General features: G+C 69.9%; 11 protein-coding genes. 6 read left to right on the top strand and 5 right to left on the bottom strand.

Annotation, left to right across the window (positions count from 1 at the left end; genetic code table 11):
• The first annotated feature begins 49 nt into the window (after positions 1–49).
• The 6 genes from GGQ63_RS00710 (at position 50) to GGQ63_RS00685 (ending at position 7782) form a co-directional block, all read left to right on the top strand.
• Positions 50–994, top strand: a complete 945-nt coding sequence (locus tag GGQ63_RS00710; protein WP_183851679.1) for a choline ABC transporter substrate-binding protein — start codon at positions 50–52, stop codon at positions 992–994.
• Positions 995–1081: 87 nt separating this feature from the next.
• Complete coding sequence (choW, locus tag GGQ63_RS00705) at positions 1082–1948, top strand: choline ABC transporter permease subunit (protein WP_183851678.1); 867 nt, start codon at positions 1082–1084, stop codon at positions 1946–1948.
• Positions 1949–1950: 2 nt separating this feature from the next.
• Complete coding sequence (gene choV / locus GGQ63_RS00700; protein ID WP_183851677.1) at positions 1951–3132, top strand: choline ABC transporter ATP-binding protein; 1182 nt, start codon at positions 1951–1953, stop codon at positions 3130–3132.
• Positions 3133–3359: 227 nt separating this feature from the next.
• Positions 3360–4364, top strand: a complete 1005-nt coding sequence (locus GGQ63_RS00695; protein WP_183851676.1) for a sugar-binding transcriptional regulator — start codon at positions 3360–3362, stop codon at positions 4362–4364.
• Positions 4364–5374 (top strand): deoxyribose-phosphate aldolase, encoded by a 1011-nt coding sequence (deoC, locus tag GGQ63_RS00690; RefSeq protein WP_183851675.1) that lies wholly within the window; start codon positions 4364–4366, stop codon positions 5372–5374. The genes GGQ63_RS00695 and deoC overlap by 1 nt, the downstream gene beginning before the upstream one ends.
• An 8-nt stretch (positions 5375–5382) precedes the next feature.
• Positions 5383–7782: an aldehyde dehydrogenase family protein gene (locus GGQ63_RS00685; protein ID WP_183851674.1), complete on the top strand. Its 2400-nt coding sequence runs from the start codon at positions 5383–5385 to the stop codon at positions 7780–7782.
• A gap of 41 nt (positions 7783–7823) precedes the next feature.
• Here the strand turns inward: GGQ63_RS00685 and GGQ63_RS00680 are convergent, their stop codons facing one another.
• From GGQ63_RS00680 to GGQ63_RS00660, 5 genes are all read right to left on the bottom strand, one after another.
• The gene (locus tag GGQ63_RS00680; protein ID WP_183851673.1) at positions 7824–8933 is read right to left on the bottom strand and encodes an ABC transporter ATP-binding protein; all 1110 of its coding nucleotides are present in this window, start codon (positions 8931–8933) and stop codon (positions 7824–7826) included.
• A gap of 53 nt (positions 8934–8986) precedes the next feature.
• A complete protein-coding gene (locus tag GGQ63_RS00675) occupies positions 8987–9835 on the bottom strand; it encodes a DNA methyltransferase (RefSeq protein WP_210308340.1) in 849 nt (282 codons plus the stop codon).
• 3 nt (positions 9836–9838) lie between these two features.
• Complete coding sequence (locus tag GGQ63_RS22170; protein ID WP_343061047.1) at positions 9839–10882, bottom strand: septal ring lytic transglycosylase RlpA family protein; 1044 nt, start codon at positions 10880–10882, stop codon at positions 9839–9841.
• A 432-nt stretch (positions 10883–11314) separates the two neighbouring features.
• The gene (locus GGQ63_RS00665; RefSeq protein WP_183851672.1) at positions 11315–12025 is read right to left on the bottom strand and encodes a glutathione S-transferase N-terminal domain-containing protein; all 711 of its coding nucleotides are present in this window, start codon (positions 12023–12025) and stop codon (positions 11315–11317) included.
• A 72-nt stretch (positions 12026–12097) separates the two neighbouring features.
• Entirely contained in the window at positions 12098–13696 is a 1599-nt protein-coding gene (locus GGQ63_RS00660; RefSeq protein WP_183851671.1) for an ArnT family glycosyltransferase, read from the bottom strand.
• Positions 13697–13768: the final 72 nt, after the last annotated feature.

Here is a 13768-nt window from a genome sequence, read left to right as displayed (position 1 = left end):
GGGGCGCCATGGCGGGCGAGACCGCCGGCGAAGCCGACAGGAGGATGGGATGAAGGGGTTGAAGGCCGCTTTCGTGGCGCTCGGAGCACTCGCCGCGACGGCGCAGATCGCGGCGGCGGCAGAGCCGGAGAGCTGCAAGCCCGTGCGCTTCGCCGATGTCGGCTGGACCGACATCACCGCGACGACGGCGATCACCTCCCGCATCCTCACCGCGCTCGGCTATCAGCCCTCGGCCGAGGTGCTGTCCGTGCCGGTCACCTACCAGTCGATGAAGAACAAGGACATCGACGTCTTCCTCGGCAACTGGATGCCCTCGATGGAAGCCGACCGGAAGCCCTTCGTCGAGGACGGCTCGGTCGAGGTGCTGGGCGCCAACCTCGAGGGCGCGAAATACACGCTCGCCGTGCCCGCCTACAGCTTCGAGGCCGGCCTCAAATCCTTCGCCGACATCGCGAAGTTCAAGGACGCGCTCGGCGGCAAGATCTACGGCATCGAGCCGGGCAATGACGGCAACCGCCTGATCCTCGGCATGATCGAGGGCAACCAGTTCGATCTCGGCGGCTTCGAACTGGTCGAATCGAGCGAGCAGGGCATGCTCGCCCAGGTCGACCGCTCGGTGCAGCGCAAGCAGCCGATCGTCTTCCTCGGCTGGGCGCCGCATCCGATGAACGAGAAGTTCCCGATGGAATACCTGTCGGGCGGCGACGACGTGTTCGGCCCGAATTTCGGCGGCGCAACGGTCTACACCAATGCCCGCGCCGGCTGGGCAGCGGAATGCGGCAATGCCGGGCGCCTCGTCGAGAACATGGTCTTCACCCTCGCCCAGGAAGGCCAGGTGATGGGCGCCATCCTCAATGACGGCAAGGACCCGGCCGCTGCGGCCGAGGAATGGCTGAAGGCCAATCCGGCGGCACTCGAGCCCTGGCTCGCCGGCGTCACCACCTTCGACGGCCAGCCGGGCCTCGACGCCGTCAAGGCGAGCCTCGGCCTCTGAATTCCCGCGCGGCGGCCGCTTCGCGTTCGCGCGGCCGGCCGTCGCCCGGCCTTCTCCCGCGCGGCAGGGGACAGACGAGGACAGCCTGTGCCTGATTGGCTCTCCGTTCCGAAGATTCCGGTCGGCAAGGCGCTCGAGGGGGGTGTGCGCTTCCTCAACGCGCATGCGCAGGGCTTCTTCGACATCGTTTCGATCGTTCTCGAAGCGCTGATCGAGGGCGTCACCCACGCGCTCCTCGTCCTGCCGCCGCTCGTCTTCGTCGCCCTCGCGGCGATCGCGGTCTATGCGCTGCAGCGCTCGGTCTGGCTGGTGCTGTTCGTCGCGCTCGCCCTCCTTCTCGTCGCCAATCTCGGCTACTGGAAGGAGACGATGGAGACGCTCGCCCTCGTCTTCTGGGCGACGCTGATCTCGGTCGCGATCGGCGTGCCGATCGGCATCGCGACGGCCCACCGCCCCTGGCTCTACGCCGTCGTCCGGCCGGCGCTCGACCTGATGCAGACGATCCCGACCTTCGTCTATCTGATCCCGACGCTCGTTCTCTTCGGGCTCGGCGTCGTGCCCGGGCTGATCTCCACCGTCGTCTTCGCCCTCCCCGCGCCGATCCGCCTCACCCATCTCGGCATCACCGCGATCCCAACCCCGCTCGTCGAAGCGGGCCGGGCCTTCGGCGCGACGCGGACGCAACTGCTCTGGAAGGTCGAGCTGCCCGCCGCCCTGCCGAGCATCATGGCGGGCGTCACCCAGTGCATCATGCTGTCGCTGTCGATGGTGGTGATCGCCGCGCTGGTCGGCGCGGACGGGCTCGGCAAGCCCGTCGTGCGCGCGCTCAACACCGTCAATGTCGCGCAGGGCTTCGAGGCGGGCCTCGCCATCGTGGTGATCGCGATCATCCTCGACCGGGTGTGCAAGCGGCCGGTGCCGCCGCCGAAATTCCCGCGCCGGGAGGAACGCTGAGCGTGGCCGCGATCGCCTTTCGCTCGGTCGACGTGCTGCTCGGCCGCGGCCGCTCGATCTCGCCGAAATGGAAGGGCCGCGCCCTCGCCATGCTCGACCGTGGCGCGAGCCGCGAGGACGTCTTCGCCGCAACGGGCCTGATGCTCGCCGCCTCGGGCGCGACGCTCGACGTCGAGGCCGGCGAGATCTGCGTCCTGATGGGCCTGTCGGGCTCCGGCAAGTCGACCCTGCTGCGCGCCGTCAACGGCCTCGCGCCGATCGCCCGCGGCCGGCTCGAAATCGCCCATGAGGGCCGCACGGTCGATCTCGGCGGCTGCGAGCCGGGGCTGCTCAGGACGCTCCGGACGCGGCGGATCGCCATGGTGTTCCAGCAGTTCGCGCTGCTGCCCTGGCGCACCGTCCGCCAGAATGTCGGCTTCGGGCTCGAACTCGCCGGCGTGCCGAAGGCCGAGCGCGACGCGAAGGTGGCGCAGATGCTCGATCTCGTGGCGCTCGACAAATGGGCCGACCGCTACGCGGCCGAACTCTCCGGCGGCATGCAGCAGCGCGTCGGCCTCGCCCGAGCGCTCGCCACCGACGCCGACATCCTCCTGATGGACGAGCCCTTCTCGGCGCTCGACCCGCTCATCCGCGACCGGCTGCAGGACGAGATGCTGGCGCTGCAGAAGAGCCTGAAGAAGACCATCCTCTTCGTCAGCCACGATCTCGACGAGGCGATGAAGCTCGGCAGCCGGATCGCCATCATGGAGGCGGGCCGGATCGTCCAGTCGGGCAGCGTCGAGGACATTCTCGCCCGCCCCGCCAATGATTACGTCGCCGCCTTCGTGCAGCACGTCAACCCGCTCGACGTGCTGCGCGGCGGCGCGATCATGACGCCGCTCGCCGAGACGCCGCGGATCGGCCCCGCCGTGCTGCTCGATCCCGAGGGCCGGCTGCGGCTCTCGCTCGACGCCGAAGGCCGGCCGGCGGCGGCGACCGAGAACGGCCGCGACGCGACGCTCGGCGGTCCGGATGCGGAGGCCGACATCGTCGTCGCGCCGCTCGACCTGACGCTGCGGGCGGCGATCGCGCTGCGCGGCGAGCGGCTGCGGCCGATCGCGCTCGTCGACGCCGAGGGCCGGCTCGCCGGCGTGATCGGCGGCCGCGAGATCGTCCGTGCCCTCACCCGCCGCGACCAGATCTGAGGCCGGCGGCCGCCCTCTTTCCCCATCCTCTTCTCCCGCCTCGCCGTCGTCCTCGCGCCGCCGCGCGGGCCGACGCGCCCGCGCCCGCGCGGTCCCGGCGCGGCGGGGCCTCTACGGGTGATCACATAGGAGCACTCTTTGCTCGAATGAGCGCATCGTGATAGAAGGGCGGTCACCGCGCGCTCGGCCGTCCGGAGCGCGCCGCCCTCAGGGATGAAACGGCCGTCATGACCGACACGCCGGCCCGCAGCGCCGAGACCGAGACCGACACCCCGCTCCGCGGCCTGTCGGCGGAGGCGCGCGAGCCGCTGATGATCCAGGCCGCCAAGCTCTATTACGATCTCGAACGGACCCAGACCGAGATCGGCCGGGCGCTCGGGCTCAACCGCTTCCAGGTCGCCCGGCTGCTGCGCGAGGCGCGCGAGATCGGGCTGGTGCGGATCGAGATCGCGCCGCGGGCGAACCGGCTGCCTGCCCTCGAAACCCGGCTGCAGAAGGCGTTCGGCCTCGCCGAGGCGGTGATCGTCCAGGAGACGGACGATGCCGAGGGGGCCTCCCTCCCCGCCGTCGCCGAGGCCGCCGCCCGCTATCTCGCCGCGCTGGGCCCGCGCCTCTCGCTGATCGGGGTTTCATGGGGCCGCACCATGTCGGCGGTCGCCGAGCGCCTGCCGGCCGGCTGGGCAGAAGGGGTCGAGGTCGTGCTCCTGAACGGCGCGACGCACCTCAGAAGCACCCGCGCGCCGACCAACGCCGTCGCCGAGCGTTTCGCGGCGGCGGCGCGCGGCACGGCGACCCTGCTGCCGGTGCCCGCCATTCTCGGCCAGGCCGCGACGCGCGACGCGCTCGTCGCCGATCCGATCATCCGCCGCGTGCTCGATCGCGGTGCGGAGGCGCCGGTCGCCTGTTTCGGCCTCGGTAGCCTGCCGGCCGATTCGGTCCTGGTCCAGTCGGGCTATATCGATGGCGAGACCATGCTGCGGCTGCGCGCCCAGGGCGCGGTGGGCGACATTCTCGGCCGGGTGATCGGGCCGGACGGCGCGATCAGCGATCCCGCGCTCGATGCCCGCACCATCGGCCTCGCGCCGGCGGCGCTGCGCGACAAGGCGCTGTCGATCGGCATCAGCGCCGGCCGGTCGAAGCACGCCGTCGTCCTCGCCGCCCTGCGCGCCCGCTATGTCAACGTCCTGGTCGCCGACGAGAGCACGGCGCGCCATGTCCTCGGAGAATCGTGATGGCCGCTGAACCCGTCCAGATCCGCGGCGCGGCGCCGGCCGACGCCGCCGCCCTGCCGAACGTCCGGCCGCGCAACGAGGGCACGCCGCTGCATGTCGAGTGGTTCGACGCGGCGCGCGTCAACCTCTCGGCGGCCGAGCGGCGCGCCGCGACGATCACCACCCGTCGCACCGTGAAGAAGGAGTGGCAGGCGGCCTGGCTCGTCCGCGCCATCCAGCTCATCGACCTGACGACGCTCGCCGGCGACGACACCGAGGAGCGCGTCGCCCGGTTGTGCGCCAAGGCCCGCAAGCCGCTCAGGGACGATCTCGTCGCCGCGCTGGGGCTCGACTTCTCCCTCACCACCGGGGCGGTCTGCGTCTATCCGGCGATGGTGCCCGCGGCGGTGCGGGCGCTCGAAGGCAGCGGCGTCCCGGTCGCCTCGGTCGCCACCGGCTTTCCGGCCGGCCTCATCCCGACGCGGCTGAAGCTCGAGGAGATCCGCTACGCCGTCGAGGAAGGTGCGGCCGAGATCGACATCGTGATCACCCGCAGCCACGTGCTCGATCAGAACTGGCGGGCGCTCCATGACGAGGTGCGTGCGATGCGGGCCGCCTGCGGGGATGCGCATCTGAAGGCGATCCTCGCCACCGGCGATCTGCGGTCGCTCAGGAACGTCTACAAGGCCTCGATGGTCGCGATGATGGCGGGCGCCGATTTCATCAAGACCTCGACCGGCAAGGAGGATGTCAACGCCACCCTGCCGGTCAGCCTCGTGATGGCCCGCGCCATCCGCGACTATCGCGCGCTCACCGGCTTCGACGTCGGCTTCAAGCCGGCGGGCGGCATCCGCACCGCCAAGGACGCGCTCGCCTGGATGACGCTGATGAAGGAGGAGCTCGGCACCGACTGGCTCGAGCCGGAGCTGTTCCGGCTCGGCGCGAGCGCGCTGCTCGGCGACATCGACCGCCAGCTCGAACATTTCGTCACCGGCCGCTATTCGGCCGACAACCGTCACGCCGTCGCCTGAGGCCCGCCATGCCCGCCGTCAAGGACATCCTGCGCACCATGGATTACGGCCCCGCCCCGGAAGCGAATGCCGAGATTCTCGCCTGGCTCGCGGCACGGCCGCGCTTCGGCCATTTCATCGATGGCGAGCACGCCGACCCCGCCGAGGGCGGCCATTTCGAGGTCCGCAATCCGGCGACCGGCGCGCTGCTCGCCGAGGTCGCGCAAGGCTCCGCCGCCGATATCGACGCCGCGGTCGCGGCGGCAAAGGCCGCGCTGGCGCCCTGGCAGGCGCTGTCCGGCCATGCCCGCGCCAGATATCTCTATGCCCTCGCGCGGCTGCTGCAGAAGCGCGAGCGTTTCTTCGCCGTGCTCGAAACGATGGACAACGGCAAGCCGATCCGCGAGAGCCGCGACATCGACATCCCGCTCGTCGTCCGCCATTTCTACCATCACGCCGGCTGGGCCGAGCTGATCGAGAGCGAGTTCCCCCAGCACCGGCCGGTCGGCGTCTGCGGCCAGATCGTGCCGTGGAACTTCCCCCTCCTGATGCTCGCCTGGAAGGTCGCGCCGGCGCTCGCGGCGGGCAATACGGTGGTGCTGAAGCCGGCGGAGTTCACCCCGCTCTCCGCCCTCGCCTTCGCCGAACTCTGCCGCGAGGCCGGCCTGCCGCAGGGCGTCGTCAACATCGTCACCGGCGACGGCCGCACCGGCGCGCTGCTCGTCGAGCATCCGGACGTCGACAAGATCGCCTTCACGGGGTCGACCGAGGTCGGCCGGCTCATCCGCAAGGCGACCGCCGGCACGGGAAAGAAGCTCGGCCTCGAACTCGGCGGCAAGTCGCCCTTCATCGTCTTCGACGACGCCGATCTCGATGCGGCGGTCGAGGGCGTCGTCGATTCGATCTGGTTCAACCAGGGCCAGGTGTGCTGCGCCGGGTCGCGCCTGCTCGTCCAGGAGGCGGTCGCCGACCGGCTGATCGGCAAGCTCAAGGCACGGATGGAGACGCTGCGCGTCGGCGATCCGCTCGACAAGTCGACCGATGTCGGAGCGATCGTCGATACCGTGCAGCTCGAGCGGATCCGCAGCCTCGTCGAGGCCGGCCGGGCCGAGGGCGCCGTCTGCCACCAGCTGGGAGCGCCGCTGCCGAAGGAGGGCCTCTACTTCCCGCCGACGCTCGTGACGGGCGTCGGCCCGGCCTCGACGCTGGCGCAGGAGGAGATCTTCGGCCCGGTTCTCGTCGCGATGACCTTCCGCACCCAGGCGGAGGCGATCGAGCTCGCCAACAATTCCCGCTACGGCCTCGCCGCCTCGGTCTGGTCGGAGAACATCAATGTCGCGCTCGACGCGGCGGCGCGGCTGAAGGCCGGCGTCGTCTGGATCAACGCCGCCAATCTGTTCGACGCCGCCGCCGGCTTCGGCGGCTATCGCGAATCGGGCTTCGGCCGCGAGGGCGGGCGCGAAGGGCTCGCCGACTATCTCGTGCCGGCCGCGGACGTGACGGAAGCGAAGCCGGTGCGGCTGCGGAGCGTCGACTTCTCGGCAGCACCGGCCGCGGCCCTGCCGGAGGCCGTCGCCACCGCGCCGCGCTTCGACCGGACGGCGAAGCTCTATATCGGCGGCAAGCAGGCGCGGCCGGATTCGGGCTACAGCTACACCGTCACCGATCATCGCGGCGCGGCCGCCGGCCAGGTCGGCCTCGGCAACCGCAAGGACATCCGCAACGCGGTCGAGGCGGCGAACAAGGCCTCCGCCTGGGCCGGCGTGACCGCGCACAACCGCGCCCAGGTGCTCTATTACCTCGCGGAGAATCTCGAGGCGCGGGCGAACGACTTCCGCGACCGCATCGCCACGCTCGTCGATGGAGATGCGAAGGCCGCGGCCGCCGAGGTCGAGGCGGCGGTGGCGCGGATCGCCCATTACGCCGCGTGGGCCGACAAATATGACGGCCTCGTCCACGCCACCCGCTCGCGCAACGTGACGCTCGCCATGAACGAGCCGTTCGGCACGATCGCCATCGCCTGTCCGGACGAAGCGCCGCTCGTCGCCTTCGTCTCGCTCGTCGCACCGGCGATCGCCATGGGCAACCGGGTGGTGGTCGTCCCCTCGCCGGTCTTCCCGCTCGTCGCCACGGATTTCTATCAGCTGCTCGACACCAGCGACGTGCCGGGCGGCGTCGTCAACATCGTCACCGGCGAGCGGTCCGTGCTCGCAAAGACCCTCGCCGAGCACGACGATGTCGCGGCCTTCTGGTATTTCGGCGTCGACGACGGTGCGTCGGCCGTGGAGGCTGCCTCGGCCGGCAATCTGAAACCGGTGTGGGCCCATGCCCGGCCCGTCCGCTGGACGAGTCCGGCAGAAGGCCAGGGCCGGGAGTTCCTCCGCCGGGCGACCCAGGTCAAGAACATCTGGGTGCCCTACGGCGAGTGACGCGGGGGCGGCGCCAGCGCCGGTCAGCCGTCCTTGGCGAATCAGCCGTCCTTGGCGAAGACGAGCACGTCGCGCGGCGTGAGCGAGAGACCGACTTCGTCGCCGACGGCGAAAGGTGCGGTGATGCGGGCGCGGGCCTTCACCGGAATGTCCGTTCCATCGATCGCGACGTCGAGCTGGTCGACCTCGCCGAGGAAGCGGTGGCCGATCACCCGGCCGGGCACGCCGGCGCCCGCCGGCGCGACGGCGACACCCTGCGGCCGCACCGCCACCACCACCGTCTCGCCCTCGGCACGGCCGGGCGCCGCGATCCGTCCGAGCGGGGTGTCGACCGCGCCGGCGGACACGCGGCCCTCGAATTCGTTGAGCTCCGAGAAGAAGCGTGCCGCGAAGAGATCGGCGGGCGTCTCGTAGAGCGTGCGCGCCTCGCCGATCTGGACGAGCCGGCCGGCCCGCATCAGCGCGATCCGGTCGCCGAGCCGCATCGCCTCCTCCGGATCATGAGTGACGATGATCGCGGTGGCCCGCGTCTCGCGGAGCACCGCCAGCGTCTCCTCGCGCACCTGATCGCGCAGCCGGCGATCGAGATTCGAGAAGGGCTCGTCCATCAGGAGCACGGAGGGGCGCGGCGCGATCGCGCGGGCGAGCGCGACCCGCTGCTGTTCGCCGCCCGAAAGGGCGTGCGGGAAGGCCTCGGCATGATGTTCGAGGCCGACGCGGGCGAGCGCCCGCCGCGCGACGTCCGCCGCCTCGGCAGGCTTCAGCCCGGCGAGCCCGAACATCACATTGCGCAGGTTCGAGAGATGCGGGAACAGGGCATAGTCCTGGAACATCAGGCCGATGCCGCGCTTCTCCGGCGCGAGGAAAGCGCGCGGGCCGGCGATCTCGAGCCCGTTCACCGTGATGCGGCCCGCACTCTGGCGCTCGAGACCCGCCGTGACGCGCAACAGCGTGGTCTTGCCGCAGCCGGACCGCCCGAGCAGGCAGAGGATCTCGCCGGGCTCGACGGTGAAGGCGACGCCGTCGAGCGAGGCGCCTCCGCCGTAGGAATGGCGGATGCCCTCGAAGGCGAGCCGCGCCGCGATCGTCGCCCCGGCCGTGCCGCGCGGCCCCCAGCGGGTCTCGGCGGCGTTTCCGTTCAGTGATGCCATGGCGGCGGTTTAACCGTTTTCACGCCGGCGGTCGATAAGACGGAGCGCCGCGCTCACGCCACGTCCGGGGCGAGCGGCGCGAGGCCCTCGAGCCGCCGGACGGCGGCGGCGGCATAGACGGGATCGAGCTCGATGCCGATGCCGCGGCAGCCGAGCCGCTCCGCGGCGACGAGGGTCGAGCCGGTGCCGAGAAAGGGATCGAGCACCGTGGCGTCGCGGCGGCCGTGCAGGAGAATGCAGCGCTCGGGAAGTTCGACGGGGAACGGGCTCGGATGGTGGAAGCGTTCGCCGCGGCTGCGGATCGTCTCGTAACGGATGAACCAGACATTGCCGGCGCAGCGTCGGTCGGCGTCATGGCCGAAGCGCGCGATGTTCGACTTGTCCTGGAACGGCACGCCCACCGCCAGACGATCGAGCGGCACGGCGCCCGTCGCGGTGAAGTGGAAGACGTGCTCATAGGTGTGGTTGAGATAGCGCCGGCTGTTGATCGGCTTGAAATGGCCGACGGAGCGGCCGTCGATGGCGATCGACTTCACCCAGACGATGGCGTTCTGCAGCACGAAAAGCGGTCGCAGCGCCGCCGCCACCTCCTGCGCGATCCAGGGGTCGCTCGCCGTGCCGGCGATGTTGAGAAAGAACGAACCGCCCGGCGCGAGCACGCGCTTCAGCGCGCGGCCCGCCGCAGCGATGAAATCGAGATAGGCGGCGCGATCCCCGCCATCGTCATAGGCGTTATAGGCGAGGCCGATATTATAGGGCGGCGACGTCACCACGACATCGACAGAGCCCTCGGGCAGCTCCGCGAGGCGGACCAGACAGTCGCCGACCAGCACCGTCTGGCGCCCGACCGTGCGGTCCTCGTCGGCAGGCGCCGCGGAGGGCGGGTCGCCGTCCGGCCCCACCGTTCAGCGCAGGCCGCGGCGCCCGGCCTCGCGCCAGGCGGCGTCCTCGAGCGCGGAAGCGAGATCGATCTGCCTGGCGAGATCGGCGGCCGCGGCATGGGCCCGTGCGGAGATCGGAGCGGCCGAGAAGGACGAACCCGCGGTCGAGACGGCGTAGACTGGATCGTCCGACCAGACGGCCGGGATAGCGGTCCCCTCGCCATAGCCGATCGGCTGCGAGACGCTGATCGTGCCGAGGGTCTGCGGACCCGGCGCGAGGCCGGGCGCGACGGACGCCGTCTTGGTGGTGACCCGGGCGACCGGCCGCTCCTCGACCGCGGCGACGGTCTGCGCACGCTCCTCGCGGGCGGCGATCACCGCATAGGTGTAGGCATCGACGGCATAGCCGTCCGCGATGCCGTATTCCGGACGGTCGCGCGGGATCGGCGCCATCGCGACGAGCACAGGCGCCGGCTCGGCGCGCTGCGGAGCGGCGGCGGGACGCACGGTGTCGCGATCGCGCCCGCGGTCGTGACGTCCGCCGAGGCCGAGGAAAGCGAGCATGGTGTGACCCATGCCGCCGGAGGCATTCGAGTCCGGTCCTTGATAGGTCGCCAGAAGTTTCTTCTGGTCATGGCCCTCGAGCGGGGCGGGACCGAGATACTGCACCTGGATCGTGCCGACGCCGTCGCGCTTGGTATCGAGCAATTCGGCGGCGCGCTCGGACAGGTCCATCATGCGGTTGCTGTGATAGGGACCGCGATCGTTGACGCGCACCACCACCGAGCGGCCGTTCTCGACATTGGTCACCCGGGCATAGCTCGGCAGCGGCATCGTCGGATGCGCGGCCGTGATGCTATCGACATCGTAGACTTCGCCGTTCGCGGTCAGCCGGCCGTGGAACGCCGAACCATACCATGAGGCCCGGCCGACGGCCGTGTAATCCTCGTCGACATCCTGAGGTTTATAGACCTGACCGGCGACCGTATAGGGCTTGCCGACCATCCGTCGACCGCCGCCCTGCGGCACCCGCTCGCCATAGTTCACGACGCGCGGGCTCGCCTTCACCCCGTACTTCTTCTCGCTGAAATATTCTTTGCTCCGCGCCGTCTTCGGCGGCGGCGGCGAAGCGCAAGAAGCGAGAATGGCGGCCGCCGAAACCATGGTCGCCGCGGTGAGAAGCACCCTGCCCTGCATTGGTCCCCGTCGTTCCGCCTGCGTTGACGTCCCCAGCAGCCTTTGGTTAGCAGCTACGGGCGCGTCTGTCGATGTGCACCGCAGCATGAGGATTCGCCGTCGCCAAGGAGCCGTGAGGTCGTACGTCTCGGTTGCCGGCATTGAGCCCGCCGGAGTCCTAACGAGAGGTTAACCGATTCGGAACGCGGCGCCGAAAGCGCGCCGCGTCCCCGTATGGCGGGCGGTGTGGTTAAGGGGATGTGACCCGCACCGATCCGCCATTCACCATGCGGCGGGCGGACGGCCCGCCGCCGGCAGTCGCGATCAGCGGGCGCGCTGGTTGAAGAGAACTTTCTGCGCTTCCTTGTCGTCGGCGAGATTGGTCGGCGGCGTCGGAGCGACGACGGCGAAGCCGCGCTCGACCGCGGGACGGGCAAGCATCGTCTCTCGCCAGCGCGCGACATTCCGGAATTCTGTCGGCTCGATACCCTGCCGCTCCATGCCCTTCGCCCAGCCGATGATGGCGATGTCGGCGATCGAGTAATCGCCGGCGACGAACTCGCGGTCGGCGAGCCTTTTGTCGAGCACGCCATAGAGGCGATGCGTCTCGTCCTCATAGCGCTTGATGGCGTAGGGGATCTTCTCCGGCGCGTAGATGCGGAAGTGATTGCCCTGGCCGAGCATCGGGCCGAAACCGCCCATCTGCCACATCAGCCATTCCTCGACCGCGACGCGCGCCCGCTCGTCGGCGGTAGGATAGAACCGGCCGAACTTGCGGCCGAGATAGAGCAGGATGGCCCCCGATTCGAAGACCGAAATCGGCTGGCCGTCCGGCCCCTCCGGGTCGACGATGGCCGGCATCTTGTTGTTCGGCGAGATGGAGAGGAAGTCCGGCTTGAACTGATCGCCCTTCGAGATGTTCACATAGTGCAACGCGTAAGGGACGCCGAGTTCCTCGAGCATGATCGTGATCTTGTGGCCGTTCGGCGTCGGCCAGTAGTGGAGCTCGATCGGCTGGGTCTGCGTGACGGTCATGGCTGAACTCCCGCTCGCTGGTTTGGGGGTACCGGATCATAGGGCAAAGGGGGCGCTCCTGCAGCCGGCCGGTCAACCGCCCGGCTGCGGATCGCCGCAGATCGGGCTCGCCGGGTCGACCTTCGCCACGCCGAGGAGCGGCGGAGGATCGCGTGCCTCGAGAAGCCGCGTCCACCAGCCGAGGGTGACCGTCTCCGGCGTGCCGACGGCCGCCATATCCTGCGCCGTTGCAGGGCGGCCGAGCACCGAGGAGAGCGCCTCTTCGGCCGTGCTGGGGCGATCCTTGCGGAAGCGTTCGAACCAGACGAGATGGCAGCTCCGCACCTCGGGCGCCGGCAGGCCGAACACGTCGCGGCGATTGTAGCTGCCGACGCGGACGAACGTGTCCGGCAGATATTGCCGCAGGTTCGACCCGATATGGACATGGTCGGTCAGCACGACGCCCGTCTCGCCGGGGAGCGGCGTGAGCTGCTGCAGGACGTTGCCGTAATCGACGAAGACCATGCAGCGCGGCATGCAGACGGGCGGCGCCGCCAGGACGAAGAAGAGGATCCGAACCGCCGCCGTGCCGATGATGAAGACCATCGCGAAACGGAGAAAGCGACGGACCGCATCGGCCGGGAAGGCCGGCCGGCGATCGACCCACGCGAAGATCGCGACCGGGAGGAGCGGCAAGGCGCCGACCAGATAGCGCTCGCCGCCGCTGCCGATCTCGGTGCCGAGCACGGTGACCGCGAACACCATGGTGGCGATCATGATCAGGGTCGCATCGCGCATCCAGGGATAGAAGTCCGGATCGCCCGGGCCGACCACCCCTTCGCTGTGCTCCGTGGCCGTCGGCGCAGACCTCCCTCGCCATCGCAGATGGGCCGCGCCGAGCAGAGCGACGAGCGGCAGCCAGTAGAAGGCCGACAGCGCCGCGAGCCAGAAGAGCGATTCGGCGACGCTCGACGCCGAACCGACGATCCGATGGCGCAGCGTCGCGCCGGTCTCGTCGATGTTGAGCCAGAAGCCGATGGCGAACGGCACGAGGATCAACAGCGCGACCGGCAGAACGACGAGCATCTTCGCCGACAGGAGCCGCGCCCGGTAGGCCGGCCGCATCAGGCCCGAGACGAACAGCGCGACGAAGAGGATCGCGAACAGGTATTTCGACATGAAGCCGAGCCCGAGCGCCACGCCGAGCAGCACATAGGCACCGGCATTGCCGTGCTTCAGCACGCGCATATAGGCATAGACCACAAGGCCGATCGCAAGAAAGAAGGCCGCGGTATGGGAAAACTGCTGGAAAGTGAACCAGCCGAAGAAGATCGTCGACGGATAGCCGAGGATGGCGGCGTAGAGCGCGCTTCGATGCCGGAAGAACGGCCGGATGCCGTAATAGAGCAGGATTCCGGCACCGGAATAGAGCACCGCCTTCAAGAGGTGGATGGTGGTGTTGGTGCTGCCGAAGAGCTGCTGCGCTCCGTAAAACAGCCAGTCGAAGAGAGGCGGGTTACGCGCGTTGTAGTAGAGCGAGAAGATCTGGGTGCGGACCTCCGCCTCGGTGTCGTCGACGCCGAAATTCGGCACGCCGACGACGCGGATGAGCGTGTGCGCGGCGAAGTAGAGGAGGATGCCGAGAACGACCGGATCGAGCCGGCCGCGCTCTCCAACAGCAGTGGTGGTCATGCGAAGGCCGTCTGTGCGCGCGCCCGTGCCAGCCGGGCCGACGGGAGGGTCGGAAACGCCGCGACCATAACC

This window comes from Prosthecomicrobium pneumaticum, from assembly GCF_014199915.1.
GTDB classification, from domain to species: domain Bacteria; phylum Pseudomonadota; class Alphaproteobacteria; order Rhizobiales; family Kaistiaceae; genus Prosthecomicrobium; species Prosthecomicrobium pneumaticum.
Note: the sequence above shows the minus strand (reverse complement) of the source record. Positions and strands in the feature narration are given on the sequence as shown.